We start from the raw sequence: 19,389 nt of genomic DNA, 5'->3' as shown, positions 1-19,389 counted from the left end.
CGCCAATTCAAAAGCTTAAGTCAGGCCGATACCTGACTTAAGTTGAGGTGATATAGGAAAGACTTAAGCCACGCCGAGTCGAGCACGAACCACTCGTTCGCAGGCATCAATATGCTCAGTATCTTTCGGGATCACCAAGACGGTGTCGTTACCCCCAACGGTACCTAGGATTTCAGTGTGTGGGTCGATATCGACCAATCGTGCGACGAGCTGAGCGCTGCCCGGGTGAGTTTTGACCACTACCATCGCCTGATTATGAGTAATAAATTCTATCTGCGAGGAAATCGATGACTCAACACGCACAGGAGCGGTTTCAACGGTAATGCAATACACCTTTTTACCACAGGCATTCTGGACTTTGACGACCCCAAGCTGAGACAGCAGACGCGAGACCGTTGATTGGCTGATGCCTTCAAAGCCGATAGTAACCAGAGCTTCGCGCAACTCATTCTGAGTAGTAAAGCTCTGTTGTTGAAGCAGGCGTTTACAGGCTGCAGTCAGAGTTTTGTCTTCAGTGTAATCGACTGAAGTTGGATTTAGAGTTTCACTCATGCGAACTCCTTTAAAACATGACGTAGAGATAATTCGTCCTTGCGACCTTCGACACTTCATTCCCTAGTAGCGTCTTCAGATATTGAGCGGTCACTTCTGTGGTGACTTAAAGGTTTGATTCGTAGATATCTTACCACCAAATAAAGTGTGGCTTTTTGAAAGGGATCACCAATCAAAGACTATTAATTTGCGATTTTATTGGTGAATAATTCTGTTGAAAGTGGATATTTATTCTTGGGTGGGAATAAATATCCACGGTTGTTTTATAAGAGTGACAGGCAGAGCTGATTAACGCGCTTCTGCCATGATTTCACGTGAGAATACTTTTTCACAGTAATGGCATTTGAGCTGAACCTGATACTGTTTCTGTTGCACTTTGAATTGGCTTTCGACCGGTTCACCGTGTGAGATGCAATTGCTGTTCGGGCACTCAAAGACGCTCTGAATATGTTCTGGGAGCGCTAAAGTCAGTTTGTTGACCACCTGATATTCTTCGATCTGGTTCACGGTCGCTTTCGGTGCATACAAAGCCAATTGGTTGGCCTGCTCTTTGGTCAAATAGACATTTTCAATCTTGATGAGGTCTTTTTCACCGAGCGCCGAAGAGGGTAAGTTGAGACCAATAGTAATGCGTTGATTGGTCTTGTGCATTTTAAAAAGTTTGAGCACTTTAATGCCAACGTTCGCAGGAATATGGTCAATCACGCTGCCGTTACGAATGGCTTCTACTTGTAGTTGAGTTTCTTTCACCATGATAATTCTCCTGCAATTAAAGGGTTTCACTAAGAACAAGGGCAAGTAAGGCTTCACGCGCATAGACACCGTTTTCTGCCTGTTCAAAGTAGTAAGCGTGTGGTGTTCTATCGACGTCTGTTGTGATCTCATCGACGCGTGGTAATGGGTGAAGAACCTTCAGATTCTCACGTGCCTCTTTCAGCGTGTCGGCGGTGAGAATAAACGCTGACTTAATGTGGGCGTATTCGGACTCATCAAAGCGTTCTTTCTGTACGCGTGTCATATACAGGACATCAAGTTCCGGTACGACATCTTCGATGTTGTTGTGCATGCTGAATTTGATGCCTGCTTCTTCGAGTTCTTCACAGATGTAATCAGGCATCGCCAATGCTTCAGGTGCGATAAAGAAGAAACGCACGTTATTGAACTTAGCCAGTGCCTGAGTCAGAGAGTGGACAGTACGACCGTATTTAAGGTCACCCACAAACGCGACATTGAGGTTGTCGAGTGTGCCTTGGGTTTCGTAGATAGAAAACAAGTCCAGCAGAGTCTGGGTTGGATGCTGATTCGCGCCATCACCGCCGTTGACCACAGGTACGCCATTTGAAAATTCGGACGCCAAACGCGCTGCGCCTTCTTGTGGGTGACGCATCACAAAGGCATCCACATAAGAAGATATCACCTGGACAGAGTCGGCCAGTGTCTCACCCTTTTTCGCCAGTGACGTGTTGCCACCATTGTCGAAGCCAATAATTGTGCCGCCAAGACGCTGCACAGCGGTTTCAAATGACAACCTGGTGCGAGTGGAAGGTTCAAAGAAGCAGCTGGCCACCACTTTGTTTTTAAGCAGTGTCGGGTTTGGCTCGGCTTTGAGTCTAGCCGCGGTGTCGACGATAAGCTCTAGCTCGCTGCGGCTGAGCTCAGGAATGGAGATAATGTGCTTGTTAAATAACGAATGCGCCATAGCAGTGTTTCCTCGTCTCAATGGGTGAGTTTGTCCAACTGTTGTGGATTGCTAATCCATGGATTGATGTAAATATCAGACAAAAAAAAGCCTCCTAAATAGGAGGCTTGAAAAGGATCGATAGAATAAAATGAAACCACACATGTCCCTGAGTCAGGGCATAAGTTAAGCCAACATTGAGTGGTTGCTGACAGGTTCATTTTGATCCTCCGAAGACAAATTGCGGAGGATTATACGGACAAAAAAAGCCAACGCAAGCGTTTGCGTAAAGTATTCATAAATTGGATTTTTATGCGTATTTCGCCCATTTTAGCCACACGTTTGCAGTGGTTGTGCTGTCTTGCATTGAGAGTGATGATGAGCCATTAAGTGTGAAAAAAAATGCGGGCTTTATTCAGCATGTTTTTGATACTGATGAACGCCGCCCGCATTTCCCTGCAAACAATACTCAGTCTAATTTGAGTATGATTACTTTTAATCGATGATATTAGTCACCTAGTGTAGCTACCATCACCGCTTTGATGGTGTGCATACGGTTTTCAGCTTCGTCGAACACAATAGAGTAGTCAGATTCAACCACCTCATCAGTCACTTCACAGCCGTTTTTAAGCATTGGGTATTCTTCAGCAAGCTGCTTACCTACCGTGGTATCTTCGCCGTGGAAGGCAGGTAGGCAGTGCATGAATTTCACATGAGGATTGCCTGTGGCTTTGATCATTTCCATGTTGACTTGGTAAGGCAGCATGAGGTTGATACGCTCTGCCCATGCTTCTTTTGCTTCGCCCATCGATACCCACACATCAGTGTACAGGTAGTCACAACCTTGAACGCCTTCTTGAACATCTTCAGTCAGGGTAATTTTCGCACCGGTTGTTTCAGCGATCTCACGGCATTGCGCGACAAGTGCTTCTTCAGGCCAGAACTGCTTCGGCGCGACGAGACGAATATCCATGCCCATTTTTGCTGCGCCGACCATCAGGGAGTTGCCCATGTTGTTGCGCGCATCGCCTAGGTAGGCAAACTTCATTTCGTGTAGCTGTTTGCCACGGCCATGTTCCATCATAGTCAGGAAGTCAGCGAGAATTTGCGTCGGGTGGAACTCATCAGTCAGGCCATTCCATACCGGTACACCCGCGTAAGCGCCCAGCTCTTCGACAATTTCCTGACCAAATCCGCGGTACTCGATGCCATCGTACATACGGCCTAGAACGCGAGCTGTATCTTTCATCGATTCTTTGTGACCAATCTGAGAGCCTGTTGGGCCTAAGTATGAAACTTGAGCGCCTTGGTCAAAAGCTGCAACTTCAAAGGCACAACGGGTACGAGTTGACGTTTTCTCGAAGATCAGAGCGATGTTTTTGCCTTTCAGACGAGGTTGCTCATAGCCGTTGTATTTCGCTTTTTTCAACTCCGCGGATAGGTCTAACATGTGTTGAATTTCACGCGGAGTAAAGTCTAATAATTTTAGAAAGTTACGGTTACGTAGGTTGAAAGCCATGGTGTTTTCCTTCTTATCGATGTGCACTTTCTCGTTGCAGGGAAAGAGGTAAGAAAGTGCAGTAATGAATTTGAGTGATTGTTTGTTTCATCGTTCATCGCAGACCTGACATGAGGCAGGACTGCTGGTAATTAACCTTTGGTGATATTGGTGCCTGCCGTGCCCTGAAGAATGCGTAAACCATCTTCCAGTGAGCCGATACCGACCACTTTGCCACCTTGTTTGACGAACTCGCATGATGCTTCAATTTTTGGCCCCATTGAGCCAGCATCAAATTGGTACTGCGCCAATTCAGTTGGGTTAGTGCTGCGCAGCGCATGTTGAGTTGGCTTGCCCCAATCGAGGTAAACCGCATCCGCGTCAGTGAGGATGAGTAGGGCGTCAGCATTTAGCTGTTTGGCAAGGAAAGCGGCAGACATGTCCTTATCAATCACGGCTTCAACACCGACCAGCTTGCCGTTTTCGTGTTTGACCGGAATGCCACCACCGCCAGTACAAATCACTAAGTGGCCTTCGTCGATGAGCTTGGTGATCGCTTCGTGCTCGATAATGCCTGTTGGTTGCGGGCTAGGTACAACGCGGCGGAAGTGCTGGCCGTCTGGTTTGATCGTCCAGTGGTACTTCTCAGCCAGTTCCCGAGCCTCGGCTTCTTCATAAATCGGGCCGATGGGTTTAGTTGGGTCTGCGAATGCCGGATCATTAGGATCCACTGTCATTTGCGTTAACATGCAAGTGGCATTGACGTTTGGCATTTGGTTTTTGAACTCTTGCATCAGCATGTAACCAATCATGCCTTGTGTTTCACTGCCCAGAACATCGAGTGGGTAGGGTGCTACCTTCTTGTACTCCAAGCCTTGTAACGCCAGTAAGCCAACTTGTGGGCCATTACCGTGCACCAGTACGACGTTGTATTCCTGAGCAATTTCCGAAATGGTTTTGACGGCAATTTCGATGTTCTGACGTTGTACTTCGGCTTCCAATGGTTCACCGCGGCGAAGTAGGGCGTTTCCGCCAAGTGCGACAACTACAGTTTGTTTTGTCATTGCTTTTATCTCTCTGCTGAGGGCGAAAGCTAAGTCGCTCTCGCCAACTTATCCGTTACTTAAATGCCATCACGTTCGATTGGGCAGCTCATGCAGCGTGCACCGCCGCGGCCACGACCCAGCTCATCGCCAGGAATCGGCAATACTGTGATGCCCGCTTTGTCGTACTTCTCGTTGGTGTAGGTGTTGCCTTCGTATCCGATCACGACACCAGGCTTAACGGTGAGAACGTTGTTAGCATCGTTCCACTGTTCGCGTTCTGCGTTGAAGTTGTCGCCGCCAGTGGTGATAAGGTTGAGTTGGTCGATGCCGAGTGCTTTCTCGATAGCCGTCACAAAGTAACCTTCTTCTTTGACATTCACTGCGCCAGACGCATCGCCAGTCAGGCTCCAGCACTTGACATCTTTGCGCATGACTTCTGGGTAAACAGAGAAGGTGTCTTCACGCATATGAGTCATGACTGTGTCTAAGTGCATGCAAGAGCGATGTTTTGGCAGCTCCATTGCAATCACTTGTTTCGCTTGACCATGTTTGAACAAGCCAGCAGCAAGGTGTTCAACACCTTGAGCGGTTGTGCGCTCTGACATACCAATCAGCACGGCGTCTTTACCAATGACTAAGACATCACCGCCTTCAATGGTCGAGTTGTCGTAGATTTTCTCTTCATCACCGAAGTATTTGATGAAGTCCTGACCAGCAAAGCTTGGATGCCAGCGGTAGATAGCACGAACGTGGTTGGTTTCACGCTGACGGGCTGGTTTCGCCATTGGGTTGATAGAGACACCGCCATAGACCCAACAAGAAGTGTCGCGGGTAAATAGGTGGTTTGGTAATGGCTCAATGATGAAATCAGTTGGCGCATGAAGTCCTTGCATCATTGATGAAGACTTCATCGGCATTTCTGCGTAAGAAAGGCCGCCGGTAAGGATCTTAGCTAGTTCTATATTAGGTAAGTCACTTAGGTAGCAGCGAACATCATTAGCAAAGGTTTTGCCCAAACGGTAATCCGACACTTGACGGCTGAGCAGCCACTCTTTAGCTTCTGCTACCGCCAGCGTATCTGCAAGCAAGTCCGTCAGAAGTAAGACTTCCACACCTTGGTCGCGCAGAGTTTGAGTGAACACATCGTGTTCTTTACCTGCACGCTCAACAGCAAGGACGTCATCGAATAGCAGATCGTGGCAGTTGGAAGGTGTCAGGTGAGTCAGTGCTCGTCTTGGACGATGAACTAGAACACGACGTAATTGACCGATTTCAGAACCTACGTATAACTTACTCATGATCGTATCTCTCTTATATTTTTAATTAGTTTAAAATTTGAAAACTAATATTTAATTTGTAGGGAATAGAAGAGCGAATTTATTTATTCACTTGTTTTGTTTCTGTAATTCATATTACGCTTGTCTGAGGAGGAATCTTAGAGGTCAGTCACAGTTCATTTTTTATGCCTAAAGCCAGTGTTTTCAAGGGTTTTAACAATATCTATGCAGTTGTTATTTGGATGTGAATGCCCTATTTAATCATTAGAAAGGAAAGTTTATGCATAAAGTTATGCTGAGTGGTTGATATATATTGGTGATAAGGAAAAATATTCAAATTAAAATGACTTAAATATCTTTAACTAGATTGGAATTATGCATTTTAACTTTCTAGATAATTGCTTTTAAGGCTTTCAAATATAGATTGATAACAAAAAAATTGATAATAAGTTTAACCCAGATCACATATTAAATTTTATGAAGTATTTAAGAATGGAAATATTGGATAAATAAAAGTTATAGCTAGAAATAACTTTTCTAATTTTTCGGTGAAGAGTGTAAAGAAAAGCCGCACTAAGGCGGCTTTGGGGGCTCACATCCTGTGAGCGAGTGTAAGGAAAAGAGCAGGCTAGATAAGTGCACCAATGCTTATCATTACAACACAGAATAACGTCAGAATGGCCAACAGTGGTGCCACCCATTTCACCCAGCGCACATAAGGCACTCGGGCAATGGCAAGGCCGCCCATAACGACTGCCGAAGTGGGAGTGATGAGGTTTACTAAACCAGAAGCAGACTGGTAAGCGGTGATCACCAGATCGCGCCCGACCCCCGCAAAGTCCGCGAGTGGGGCCATAATTGGCATGGTCAGTACCGCTAGACCAGAGGTTGAAGGCACAAGGAACGATAACAAAATCTCAAGGAAGAACATGACGTTAATGAATACGACCGACGATAGTCCGGTTACCATCTGTTCTGCTGAGTACAAGATGGTATCAGTGATCATGCCGCGGTCCATAACCACTACAATCCCGCGTGCAATACCAATGATCAGCGCTACACCGAGCAGGTCACGAGCCCCATCAATAAAGCTGTTAGTAAACTCTTCTTCGCTCATACGTGCCACGAGTCCGACTAAAATCGTTGCCGCTAAGAACATGGCTGAGATTTCTGCCATCCACCAGCCAGCGACAGAAACACCGTAGATCATCACGCCGAATGAGCCGCCGAAGATGGTTAAAATGACTTTACGTGTGGTGGTGAACTCAAGAGATTCGCCAGTTTGATTACCAAGGAAATGCGCTTTGTTCTCTTCGTATTTATCGTAAACAATCGATTTGCTCTGGTCTTCACGCACCATACGGGCATAGCGCATCACGTAGGCGACACAAATGACCCAGCCGATCACCAGCATTAAGGCACGTAGCATGATGCCATCAGTAAACGGAATGCCAGATGCGTTAGCAGCAATGACGGTGGCAAATGGGTTGATGGTGGATCCCAATACGCCAATACCAGCGCCGAGCAATACGGTCGCTGCGGCAACCAATGGGTCGAAGCGAGCTGCCATCATCACTGGCACTAACAGGGTGTAGAATGGCAAGGATTCTTCGGCCATGCCGTAGACTGTTCCCCCAGCAGCAAACAGCGCCATTAGGATGGGAATCATCATCTCTTCTCGGCCTTGAAGACGCTGCGTTACGCGTTCAATCCCAGCATCGATGGCACCCGTTTTTGTCACTAGCCCTAGGAAGCCACCAATGACAAGGATAAACAGAGAAACATCAATTGCGGCGGCTTCGTAGCTATTGTGATCATAGAAGCCGTCAATCGGTGCTAGTAGTACGTCAATGACACCTTGAGGGTTGCCCTCAACAGCTTGGTAAGTGCCTGTGACAGGCACTTCTCGCCCTAAATCTTCATTCATTGTTCGTTGATACTGGCCAGCAGGTACGATCCAAGTCAGCATCGCAACCAGTGCAATGAGGATAAACAGAATCGTATAAGCGGAAGGGAATTTAAAGTTGGCAAAGAAGCCGCCTTTTTTTTCTTCGGTAGGTACAGTTTGGGTGGTCATGGTGTTCTCCTTACTTTTACTTGCTGAATAACAAATAAAAGTGAATCCGCGACTAGAGTTATAAAATAAAACTTACAAAGACTAAGTTATTGGAATAGTGATAATTAATTTGAGCTTCTTAATCACAGCTCTTAGTTGTTAGTTTAATTATTGATAGGGCATCTAACTTTGTTGAGCTTCACAAAAATATTCAGTGTTATTTAATTGGATTTTAAATGGCGATGAATAGCTAGGGTAATTGTTTAAATAAAACGGATTTCTATTCTTTCGTGATAGGTAAGAGTAAGTTATTTAGACAGTATTTACTTGTGTGGAAATAAAATAAGGAATTTTATGCATTGATACGGATTTTCATTCAGGTATTTTTTTTGGCAGATCTTTTGATTAAAGTCAAAAATAATATGCTATAGAAGGTTCATTTCCCTTTGGAGGATAAAGAGATACATGATGAGTGTGTCTGGTATAGCCAAGAGTGTTGGTCATTATGAATAGCAAAAAGGCTGATATTCTCACATCAGCCTTTACATTTTCTCGTGTCGGCTAAGCGCCTGGAGGAATTGCCAAGCTATCAGCAATAAGCTGTATCAGGTGGTCTTCGACTTCAAAACGCACTTCGAGTAGTTCGCCAACCTTTGACATATCCACCTCAAAATCGGGGAGTTCATCATCGGCACTTACGTTGACATATTTATCGTTAAACTCAAGCAAAGGCTCTGTGGTTAACACAATTTTTGCGTAAGTAGCATCGATCTCGTTATTTGATTTAAAGCCAGTGGCCTGCCATTTCTCCATTACCATGTCGTAAATTTTGAAATGACCTTCTGAAATGTAATCAACCACATGGTCACAAAAAGAGCGGATTTGTTTCGGGGAAGGAAGTTCAACAACGTTAGCGTGTCCATTCGCTGGCTGAAGTGAGCCCAATCGACAATATTCGACAATCAGTGCCTGTCGAGTCTCTAACCAATGATCGATGACTTCACTGGAGCCACCCCACTGGTCTTGCGTTCGTTTGAATTTATTTAGCATGACCATGCCCTCATGATCGGATCACAGTTCCGGTGATCATTACGCTTTGCAGTGCAAAGCCATTCTAGAGTTTAACCTCTTGTCCTTACTAGAATTTATAGCCAGAAAATTGTTCCACTACAAACTCTGGTATGAAATTAGATTGCCAGTAAAATGGATGAACTGCAAGCAGAGAGGAAGGGGAATGTTTAAGAACAGTGACACAAACCGTACGAGCAATGCTTACTGGTGTGTTGTATCAGGTAGTGAGGTTTGGCTGGAGGAGCATGCGTTACCTTGTGGTTCGGCCCAGGCATTTGCTCTGCCGGAGGAGAATGCGATAAAGATAGGTGATTACAATGGGTTGCCAGTTATGTGGCTCAACGCACATGATGTCGAGCAGACGTTGCCATTGACTTCATTACGAGAATGTTTGGGATTGGCTGAGCCGCTGTTTTTGTTGATCAGCAAGGCGGTGCAATATAGCCACATGACACAGACCCTGCGCTTTTGCCCAATTTGCGGTGGTCGTAACCACCTCAACCACAATCAAGTTGCTATGCAGTGTGGTGATTGTCGTACTTTACATTACCCGAGAATTTTTCCGTGCATCATTGTTGCCGTTCGTCATGGTGAGCAAATTCTATTGGCCCAGCACCCGCGTCATCGTAACGGTATGTACACCGTCATTGCAGGGTTTGTGGAAGTGGGGGAAACGCTTGAGCAGTGTGTAGCTCGTGAGGTCAAAGAAGAGACAGGTATTGATGTGACAAACATTCGTTATTTTGGTAGTCAGCCTTGGGCATTCCCTTCCAGTTTAATGATGGGCTTTTTGGCTGATTATCAAGGCGGGGAGTTAAAACCTGATTACAGCGAACTGAGTGATGCCCAGTGGTTCACTGCGCAGAATATGCCTCCTGTTGCTCCGCAAGGCACGATTGCGAGAGCATTGATCGAATGGACAATCAATGAAATGCAATGAAGCAATATTTTGATTTGATAGATAAAAAAAACCCTCCGAGAGGGAGGGGGTAAGTAAGATGTCGTTATGAGATGCTGAGTCGCGAGTACTCAGGTTATAATTGTTGTTTTCGCTAGCACACAAATTTTTAACACTCTTGTAGTTTGGGTGCAAATTAAGCACTGATTTAAAAGTTAATAACTTGATCTAGGTTGCAAAGCACACCGCTTTTGCATGGAAAACAGTGTTAGAATAGCGCCCTTAAATAGAAGCCGAATAGTTGGAAAGACGGAATGACTGAATTAAAAAATGATCGCTATCTACGTGCGCTTTTAAAGCAGCCTGTAGATTACACGCCAGTATGGATGATGCGTCAGGCAGGGCGTTACCTACCTGAGTATAAAGCGACCCGTGCTGAAGCGGGCGACTTCATGTCTTTGTGTAAGAACGCAGAACTCGCGTCAGAGGTCACGCTACAACCACTTCGTCGTTTCCCTCTAGATGCTGCTATTCTGTTTTCGGATATCTTAACTATCCCTGATGCGATGGGACTTGAGCTTCGTTTTGCAGCAGGTGAAGGTCCGGTTTTCGATAAGCCTATCACATGTAAAGCTGACGTTGAAAAGATTGGTATTCCTGATCCGGAAGGTGAGCTGAAATATGTGATGAATGCCGTGCGCCAGATTCGTAAAGATCTCAATGGTGATGTTCCACTGATTGGTTTCTCTGGTAGCCCGTGGACTCTGGCAACTTACATGGTTGAAGGTAGCAGCTCTAAAGCATTCACTAAGATCAAAAAGATGATGTACGCAGAGCCACAAACACTGCACTTGTTGTTGGATAAGCTTGCAGACAGTGTGATTGAGTACCTAAATGCGCAAATCAAGGCAGGTGCACAATCTGTGATGGTCTTTGATACATGGGGTGGTGTTTTAACGCCACGTGATTACAACCTGTTCTCCTTACAATACATGCACAAAATCGTCGATGGCTTGATCCGTGAGAACGATGGCCGCCGTGTTCCTGTGACTCTGTTTACTAAGAACGGTGGCATGTGGCTAGAGCAAATTGCGGCAACTGGCTGTGATGCTGTTGGTTTGGACTGGACGATCAACATTCAAGATGCCGTTAAGCGTGTAGGTGATAAAGTGGCGCTGCAAGGCAATATGGATCCATCGATGCTTTACGCTTCACCAGAACGTATTCGTGAGGAGGTTGCGACCATCCTAGAAGGTTATGGTGATGCCGGTACAGGTCATGTATTTAACCTTGGCCATGGTATTCACCTTGATGTGCCGCCTGAAAATGCGGGAGTATTTGTTGAAGCGGTTCATGAGTTATCTAAGCCATACCACAAATAACTAAGAAACCAATGAAAGCGCCTGGTCTAATCAGGCGCTTTTTTGTTATTGGTTAATATACTCAGTTATACTGATGATATTAATGGAAGAGGGTACGGAAAACGAATGAAGACACGCGACAAAATAGTGCTTGCCGCATTGGATCTCTTTAATGAACATGGTGAGCGTAATATCACCACCAACCACATTGCTGCACATATAGACATAAGTCCGGGCAACCTTTACTACCACTTCCGCAACAAACAAGAAGTCGTCCGCGAAATCTTTACCCTCTATTCGAATGAGTTATTGGAGAGGTTCTCTCCTATTCATGGTCAGCAAGAGAGCTTGGTATTGCTTAAGCACTACCTTGATTCAATTTTCAATTTGATGTGGAAATACCGCTTTTTCTACGCCAATCTGCCTGAGATTCTTCAACGTGATGAGCAGCTACATGACGATTACATTCAGGTGCAAGAAAAGTTGCAGGCTAACTTGATCAACATTATGCGCGCATTTGTTGATTTGGAGCTGGTGTCTGTCGAAGACAGCGAAATGAAGTCACTGGTCACAACACTACATCTTATCGCATGTAGTTGGCTAGGTTACCAAGCGGCGATGTCGCCAAAAACTCAGATCACCGAGCAGGTCATTCATCAAGGTATGCTGCAGATGATAGCGGTCGTCAAGCCGAAAGCGACGGAGCAGGGGCTAGAACAACTGCAGTTATTGGAAGATGGTGTTAAAGCCATTCATGCTTAGCCATAACTAAACGCGATTGTGAAGTTTTCTCTAACCCCTTAAAGTATCTAAAGATATTTTAAGGGGTTTTGTTTATGCACTACGATGTGTTCAACGGTGATGCGGATGGCATCATCTCTCTCCTTCAGCTTCGCTTAGCCGAACCTAAAGAATCGACATTGATTACGGGTGTGAAACGTGACATCGCACTGTTAACTTCTCTCCAGTGCCAAGCGGATGACTCACTGACCGTATTGGACATCTCGATGGAGAAAAATAAAGCGAGTTTAGAAGCGATTCTTGCCACAGGTGCTCAGGTATTTTATGCCGATCACCACAAGTCAGGTGATATTCCACAGCATTCAAACCTTGATGCTCATATTTGTTTAGACGCCAATACATGCACCGCTTTGATTGTGGATGAGCTGCTGCAAGGTCGTTTTCACTTATGGGCTATTACTGCCGCGTACGGTGATAACTTGATTGCAAAAGCGGATGAGTTGGCTGACAGAGCAGGCCTTACCGATGAACAGAAAGAACAGTTGAAAGAGCTGGGGATACTCATTAACTACAATGGCTATGGGGCAGAGTTGGCGGATTTACATTTTGACCCCGCTCTGCTGTTTGAGCACCTTTTGGCCTATAATGATCCTTTTGCAGTTATTGCTGATCCAAACTCGGCTTATCACACTCTTACATCAGCGTATCAAAGTGATCTGGATAAGGCTCTCGCTATTGAAGCTTCTCATCAAAGTGATGTATTGGCAGTGTTTGAGTTGCCTAATCAAGCTTCTTCACGACGTATCAGTGGTGTTTATGGTAACTGGTTGGCGAACCAATCTCCGGACTGTGCACATGCTGTACTTTCAGAAAATGCGGATGGGAGTTATACCGTCTCACTACGGGCACCGCTGAATAATAAGCAAGGAGCAGGTGATATTTGTTCACAGTTTGCAACAGGCGGAGGACGCGCTGCCGCAGCTGGAATTAATTCACTCGATAAGGCGCAGGTTGGCGTCTTTATTGCGACAGTGGAAGCATATTACGCTTAAATACTAGTCGGCTAATGAGGTAACGAGATTACCTTGTTAGCCAGCGCTTCGGATTTTGTGTTTTGCTGTTTCTACGGATTTCGAAGTACAGGGAAGCTTGAGGTTGACCACCAGTATCGCCTGCGAGTGCAATGGTTTCACCTGCGGCGACTTTATCCCCTTCTTTTTTCAACAGGCTCTGATTAAAACCGTATAAGGTCATATCGCCTTTACCGTGATCGAGCAGGATTACCAAACCATAGCCCCTTAAATAATCAGAAAAAACAACGGTGCCCGAATACACGGCTTTCACTGATTGGCCGTAATTGGCATCAATGACCATACCTTTCCAGTTGATCTGGCCTGTCTGACGTGAGCCATAATTGTGTAAAACTTTACCTTTCAGTGGCCAAGGTAATCGACCTTTGCGTTTGGCTAAGCCATCCATAGGAACGGCATTGAGCTTGGCGGCTTTGGCTGCCTTGGCTATTTCCGCCTTTAAGCGTGTTTCATTGCGCTGTAGCTCAGTCAGGTAAACCTTATCACTGGAAATGCTTTTCTTAATGCTGGTAACGGTACCTTTACGTTTCGATTGTTCTTTACTCAATTGTTGACGCTTTTGGTTCTGTTGAGCGAGGAGCTTAGTGATTTGTTGCTGTTCAAGCTTTAGTTGATTTTCACTTTCTGAAAGCTGTTCTACGGTTGTTTCCAGCTTTTCAATCGTAATGGTACGTTGTTTCGCCAAGTGCTGGAAATATTGGCTGATCCTGTCCTCTTCCACTCCTTGATTAAGAAGGCTCGCGGATGATTTCGCTCGTTGAGTGACGTAATAGGTCTGCAATAGCTCAGCGAGCTTTTCGCTTTGTTGCTGTTTCTGCTGTCGAAGTGAAGTAATGCGCTTTTCTAACGTGGCAATACTGTGGTTGGTTTTATTCAGGGCCTCTTTGGCCTCTTTAATCTCTTTCTCTAAACGGACAATACTCAGTTCTTGCGCCTTGAGTGATTTCTGCAGGGAGTCGAGTTTCTTTTGCTGAGAACTTAATGCCTGCTTTTGACGAGATATCTCACTACTGACCCCTTTTAATTCATTGGGGGAGGCAGACCAACTAGGAAAGGCTAGGGTTGAGGCAACAATCAATACCCATGCTGAGAGCGTAGAGGTGGCGATCAGTCGTCCTTGTTGCTGTGTTGCCATCGAAGAATCAGTCCTAAGTCTTTGAGAGAAAGTCAGTATACCCAAACACATTCCTTCGAAGAAAGAGTAATGTCAAAACTTGTTGATGAGGAAATAAAAAAGCTCAGGTATTCACCTGAGCTTTTCGATATAAGCGATGTCGCCGTCAAGCGTGCCTATTTGACTAGAACTTCACCTGACATTTCTGCTGGAATTTCTAGGCCAGCCAGAGATAGCATGGTTGGCGCAAGATCGGACAGTTTTCCGCCTTCTTTGAATTCCACTGCTTTTTCACCGACATAAATTAGTGGTACTGGCAGATTGGTGTGTGCCGTGTGAGTACCGCCTGTTTCTGGGTCTACCATCATTTCGGCGTTACCGTGGTCTGCTGTGATAAGGAGCTGACCACCCACTTCCTTGATGGCTTCCACTACCTTACCAACGCTTTCGTCGAGTGCTTCGATGGCTTTCTCTGCCGCTTCATAGACACCGGTGTGGCCAACCATGTCGGCATTTGGGTAGTTACAGATGATGGCATCGTATTTACCCGACTTGATCGCCGCAACCATTTTCTCTGTCAACTCAGGGGAGCTCATCTCTGGTTGAAGGTCGTATGTGGCCACTTTTGGTGACGCTACAAGTTGACGCTCCTCGCCTTCAAATTCACTTTCAACTCCACCGTTGAAGAAGAAAGTCACGTGCGCGTATTTCTCTGTTTCAGAGATACGTAGCTGAGTTTGACCTTGTTTAGATAGCCACTCACCGTAAGTGTTTTCTAGAGATGCAGGTGGGAAGGCGATAGCTAGAGGGATATCAGCAGCGTATTGAGTCAGCATCACGAAGTTGATGGCTGGGAATGCAGCACGCTCGAAGCCGTCAAATGCAGGAACGAATGCACGAGTGATTTGACGTGCACGGTCAGCACGGTAGTTCATGAAGATAACCGCATCGCCATCTTGCATGATGGCATCTTCTTGGCCTTCTGCTTGGATTGCTGTCGTTTTAACGAACTCGTCGTTTTCTTCACGCGCGTACGCGGCTTCTAGGCCTGCAACTGCCGTTTCTGCTCTGAACTCAGCTTTGGCTTGAGTGAGAAGATCGTAAGCAACTTGAACGCGATCCCAGTTGTTGTCACGATCCATTGCATAATAACGGCCCACTAAAGAGGCGATACGGCCTTTACCTAATGTCGCAAAGAGATCTTGGAAACGTTGCAGTGAGTTTGCTGCGCTGCGTGGTGGTGTGTCACGACCGTCAAGGAAGCAGTGTAGGTAAATCTTTTCTGCGCCACGTGCTGCTGCCATTTCAACGGCGGCATAGATGTGATCTTCGTGAGAGTGGACGCCACCTGGAGACATTAGGCCCATTAGGTGAACGGCTTTACCTGCTTTAACCGCCGAGTCAATCGCTTCGACAAGTGCTGGTGTCTCAGCAAACTCACCATCGGCGATGGATTTAGTAATACGAGTCAGATCCTGATAGACCACTCGGCCTGCACCAATGTTCGTGTGGCCGACTTCAGAGTTACCCATCTGGCCGTCAGGCAGACCCACATCTAGGCCTGATGCTGAGATGAGAGTGTGTGGATTGTTGGCAAGCAGGCCGTCGATCACGGGCGTTTTCGCATTTGCGATTGCGTTGCTTGCTGTCTCTTCACGGTGACCGTAACCGTCAAGAATAACCAGAGCCAATGGCTTCTTAGCTGACATAGTGATGTCCTCGTCAAATTCAAAGTAACTTTAGAAACAAAATTAGCGTAATTTTACTACACTTTTTACCCAAAACTGTAGGCTAAGATCAAATATTGTTGGCTAAATATCGTTGTTATATTTCACCTCATACTGAGCGTAACGACTGAATGGGGGTAGATTTCCTGTCTCGTTGACTTCATTTTCACTCATACAGAGGAAAGATAAAGCAGGTATTAACTATTGTTCTAATAGCGGTTAACTGACTAACAGCCCAGTACCTACCACCGCCAAAATCGCGCCTAGCCATGCAAATCGATTGGGGCGTTTTTTGGTATAAATCCAAAGTATAGGCAGCAACATGATCGGCGTGGTAGAAGAAAGTAGGGCAACCATACCGACATTCCCTTCTTGAAGTGCATAGAGGATAAGCGTCATACCAACAGCCATCGCGAGAAAGCCGTTGAGAGCGGTGATGGTGAATAAGCGAAGATTCATGGGTAGTGTTGCTTTCGCGAGCTTAGCACCACTTAAGAAAAACAGGCAGTGTGCAGCAAAGGCTGTCATCATACGTATAGCTGATGCTGCCACGGGGTCGATAGCAGTCTGCATTACGGGTTTAGCGATAATGCCACCAAGTGCCTGACACAGCGCCGCAACCAGCCCTAAGGAGATACCAAACCAGATACTGCCTTTCACCGACTCCAAGTGATTAGTGCTTTGCCCTTTACGGCCAAAAAAGATAGCAGTGAGAACGCCAGAGAAAACCAAAGCTGAACCTATAAGCTCAATGCTGGTCATGGTTTCGCTAAACAGGAAGTAGCCCAGTACGGCGGAAAACACAGCATGGCAAGAAAACAGCAAGCCAGCTTGGCGAGGCCCCATCCGATTTAAGCAAGCGAACAGAGCTGTGTCGCCAACAAAAATGCCGATCAAACCAGATAAGGCCATGGCTGAAATGGCGCTGGTTTCAACCGTTGCCCAGCCGCCTGTAAATAATGCCATTGAGGCGAGAATGACAGAGGTGCATCCCATACGCCAGCGACTGTACGCAAAGGTACCAAGGTGCTGTGCAGGTCCAACAGAGAGTAAACTGGCTACCGCCCAGAGAAAAGCTGCAGCCAGTGCCAGCCATTCGAATCCCATAAGCTGTTCTTCCTGTGAACAAAGAAATCAATAGGCTGACAATATGCATGAAATAGCGTTGGAAACAAAGCTTAAACTTTAAAGCGTTCTACCTCAGTACGTACCGTGTTGGCTGAGTTAAACATGTTAGTCGCACTATCACTACTGCGCATCGCCTGTTCTGACAGAATATCTGACGCATCTTTAATACCTTGAGTATTGCGACTGATGTCTTCGCTGACGGCACGTTGCTCTTCCGCAGCACTGGCTATCTGAAGCGCCATATCGTTAATTTCTGTAATCGCAGAGGTGATGGTATTCAGGCTCTGATATGCTTGTTGAGCGTAATCCACACTAGTCCCTGCTAGTGCCGTGCTGCTTTCCATACTGTTGACGGCGAGCTTGGTATTGTTCTGCAGTGTTTCAATCATATTGCGGATCTCTTCGGTTGAGCCATGTGTGCGTTGGCTCAACACTCTGACTTCGTCCGCTACGACGGCAAAACCACGGCCTTGCTCACCCGCTCGAGCAGCTTCGATCGCAGCATTAAGGGCCAGCAAATTGGTTTGCTCTGCAATTTCGCGAATGGTGGAGAGAATTTGATTGATGCTCTGTGTGTTGCTCTCCAGTTCTGAGATCACCCCAGAGGCTGCGGTCACCTGATCGGCTAGCTCAACAATAGCTTGGCGGTTTTTTTCGATCACTTGCTGGCCGTCTTCACACGCGGATGCTGAACCTTGAGAAGCGTTCGCGGTCAACTCAGCGTGACTGGCTACTTCAGCCGCTGTTGCTGACATTTCATGAATCGCAGTCGCTATTTGATTAACATCATTTTGCTGTGCTTCGACTTGCTGGGAAGATTGTTGTGCTAGTAGGTTGGCTTGTTCAGCTTGGACGGCCAGATCTCTACTGTGATGAATGATACCGCTGAGCATAGATTGCATTTGACTGAGGAACTGATTGACGTGCTGCGCCAGTTCTCCGATTTCATCCATACGGCGAATGTCTATTCGTTGAGTTAAATCCCCTTCACCCTGAGAGAGCTGTGAAAGTGCTGCTGATAAGGTTTGTAGAGGCTGAAGTAAGCGAGTAATCACATAAGTGCTGATGGAAGCAATCACAATGTAGAGGAAAATCGATGCGATCGCGGTGAATTGAATTTGTTCGGCTACCGAGGCGTACGCCATGTCTTTATCTACCACAATGCCTAGTGACCAATCGGTATTGGGTACATTAGTCGCAAAGATCAGCTTATCGCCTTGCTGTGGCCAGCTGATAGTGGAAATGAAAGAGGTATTGACCAGCTGATGAACTTTATCGGCTGATAAGACCGGATTGAGCTCAGTCAGAGGTTGCTGGCTCAGCTTCTCATCTTGGTAAGCAACAATGTTGTTATTACCATCAACCAAAAACGAAAAACCCTCGTTGTCTAAGCTGACATTGAGCACCTCTTCGATGATATTCGTCACGGTCAAATCTGCGGCTAAGACGCCATTTTTACTGCCGCTAAATGCTTTAGCAAAGCTGACCACGATACTGCCATCGAAGTCTTGATAGGGCTCGGTGACGATCAGGCCATTGGTTGCCATGGCATCTTTATACCAAGGTCGGGTGCGAGGATCGTAATCTGCAGGCCAATCCTCGCTTTTATCTCCATAAGCGATAGAACCGTCATCAAACCCAGCATAAACTGACAAGAACCCACCGGCTCGTTTAGTGATAAGCATCTCCCTATCGACATTGTCAGTGTTGAGAATGCTTACTTCATTTGCCAGCATCATATCGCTTCGGATGGAGAGCCAGTCACTGATATAACGAGAGGTGGCATGGCTGACGTTAGCCATTTCACTATTCAGTGCGGAAGTGGTTTCTTGTTTTAATTGACTGACAGAGATCCATGCCTGGACTCCTGAGACAATTGCAATAATGATCGCGATGGCGATCTGAATCTTTAACTTAATTGTGTTTCTCATTGCCCTTCCTTAATACTTAGACAACCTATCGAAAATCAGGGTGTGTGAGTTTGAATTAGTGGTTACACCCTGTTAGTGCGGAAGTTCACGTAGGAACTGCTGAAATAGCTATGAATATTGGTTTAACAGGCTGATGTTATAGAAGTTATTAAAATATAGATTTGATCTATATGGATATTCAGGAAGTGGAATATCGATGAAGAGGGACCTTTTGACTGAA

At 46.0% G+C, this 19,389-nt stretch carries 16 protein-coding genes; 4 read left to right on the top strand and 12 right to left on the bottom strand.

All coding sequences use genetic code 11. The annotated features are described in order from the left end of the window. Positions 1–63: 63 nt before the first annotated feature. From L1D23_RS19075 to rsd, 8 genes are all read right to left on the bottom strand, one after another. Positions 64–552: an arginine repressor gene (locus tag L1D23_RS19075; protein ID WP_239870621.1), complete on the bottom strand. Its 489-nt coding sequence runs from the start codon at positions 550–552 to the stop codon at positions 64–66. A gap of 288 nt (positions 553–840) precedes the next feature. Continuing rightward, the gene (pyrI, locus tag L1D23_RS19070) at positions 841–1,305 is read right to left on the bottom strand and encodes an aspartate carbamoyltransferase regulatory subunit (protein WP_239870618.1); all 465 of its coding nucleotides are present in this window, start codon (positions 1,303–1,305) and stop codon (positions 841–843) included. A gap of 16 nt (positions 1,306–1,321) precedes the next feature. Beyond that, complete coding sequence (gene pyrB, locus L1D23_RS19065; RefSeq protein ID WP_239870615.1) at positions 1,322–2,251, bottom strand: aspartate carbamoyltransferase; 930 nt, start codon at positions 2,249–2,251, stop codon at positions 1,322–1,324. Between the two features lie 487 nt (positions 2,252–2,738). Further along, complete coding sequence (locus L1D23_RS19060) at positions 2,739–3,749, bottom strand: ornithine carbamoyltransferase (protein ID WP_239870612.1); 1,011 nt, start codon at positions 3,747–3,749, stop codon at positions 2,739–2,741. A 131-nt stretch (positions 3,750–3,880) separates the two neighbouring features. Then, entirely contained in the window at positions 3,881–4,792 is a 912-nt protein-coding gene (arcC, locus tag L1D23_RS19055; RefSeq protein WP_239870609.1) for a carbamate kinase, read from the bottom strand. 59 nt (positions 4,793–4,851) lie between these two features. Continuing rightward, on the bottom strand, positions 4,852–6,072 hold the full coding sequence (gene arcA, locus L1D23_RS19050; protein ID WP_239870586.1) for an arginine deiminase: 1,221 nt from the start codon (positions 6,070–6,072) through the stop codon (positions 4,852–4,854). A gap of 607 nt (positions 6,073–6,679) precedes the next feature. Next, entirely contained in the window at positions 6,680–8,128 is a 1,449-nt protein-coding gene (locus tag L1D23_RS19045; RefSeq protein WP_239870569.1) for a YfcC family protein, read from the bottom strand. A 540-nt stretch (positions 8,129–8,668) separates the two neighbouring features. Beyond that, entirely contained in the window at positions 8,669–9,163 is a 495-nt protein-coding gene (gene rsd / locus L1D23_RS19040; protein ID WP_239870566.1) for a sigma D regulator, read from the bottom strand. A gap of 178 nt (positions 9,164–9,341) precedes the next feature. Between rsd and nudC the strand changes: the two genes are divergently transcribed. From nudC to L1D23_RS19020, 4 genes are all read left to right on the top strand, one after another. Then, positions 9,342–10,118: an NAD(+) diphosphatase gene (gene nudC, locus L1D23_RS19035; protein WP_239870547.1), complete on the top strand. Its 777-nt coding sequence runs from the start codon at positions 9,342–9,344 to the stop codon at positions 10,116–10,118. Positions 10,119–10,390: 272 nt separating this feature from the next. After that, positions 10,391–11,458, top strand: coding sequence for a uroporphyrinogen decarboxylase (gene hemE, locus L1D23_RS19030; RefSeq protein WP_239870544.1), 1,068 nt, complete (start codon positions 10,391–10,393; stop codon positions 11,456–11,458). Between the two features lie 105 nt (positions 11,459–11,563). Continuing rightward, positions 11,564–12,199 (top strand): TetR/AcrR family transcriptional regulator, encoded by a 636-nt coding sequence (locus tag L1D23_RS19025; protein WP_239870510.1) that lies wholly within the window; start codon positions 11,564–11,566, stop codon positions 12,197–12,199. 74 nt (positions 12,200–12,273) lie between these two features. Next, positions 12,274–13,230 (top strand): DHH family phosphoesterase, encoded by a 957-nt coding sequence (locus L1D23_RS19020; RefSeq protein WP_239870507.1) that lies wholly within the window; start codon positions 12,274–12,276, stop codon positions 13,228–13,230. A 28-nt stretch (positions 13,231–13,258) separates the two neighbouring features. On the opposite strand, the gene L1D23_RS19015 is transcribed toward L1D23_RS19020, so the two are convergent. From L1D23_RS19015 to L1D23_RS19000, 4 genes are all read right to left on the bottom strand, one after another. After that, positions 13,259–14,404, bottom strand: coding sequence for a peptidoglycan DD-metalloendopeptidase family protein (locus tag L1D23_RS19015; RefSeq protein WP_239838642.1), 1,146 nt, complete (start codon positions 14,402–14,404; stop codon positions 13,259–13,261). Between the two features lie 155 nt (positions 14,405–14,559). Next, complete coding sequence (gene gpmM / locus L1D23_RS19010) at positions 14,560–16,092, bottom strand: 2,3-bisphosphoglycerate-independent phosphoglycerate mutase (RefSeq protein WP_239870488.1); 1,533 nt, start codon at positions 16,090–16,092, stop codon at positions 14,560–14,562. Positions 16,093–16,329: 237 nt separating this feature from the next. Next, the gene (locus L1D23_RS19005) at positions 16,330–17,217 is read right to left on the bottom strand and encodes a DMT family transporter (RefSeq protein WP_239870470.1); all 888 of its coding nucleotides are present in this window, start codon (positions 17,215–17,217) and stop codon (positions 16,330–16,332) included. A 71-nt stretch (positions 17,218–17,288) separates the two neighbouring features. Beyond that, entirely contained in the window at positions 17,289–19,169 is a 1,881-nt protein-coding gene (locus tag L1D23_RS19000) for a methyl-accepting chemotaxis protein (protein ID WP_239870468.1), read from the bottom strand. Positions 19,170–19,389: the final 220 nt, after the last annotated feature.

It is taken from the genome of Vibrio sp. Isolate24 (assembly GCF_022398215.1).
GTDB classification, from domain to species: Bacteria; Pseudomonadota; Gammaproteobacteria; order Enterobacterales; family Vibrionaceae; genus Vibrio; species Vibrio coralliilyticus_A.
Note: the sequence above shows the minus strand (reverse complement) of the source record. Positions and strands in the feature narration are given on the sequence as shown.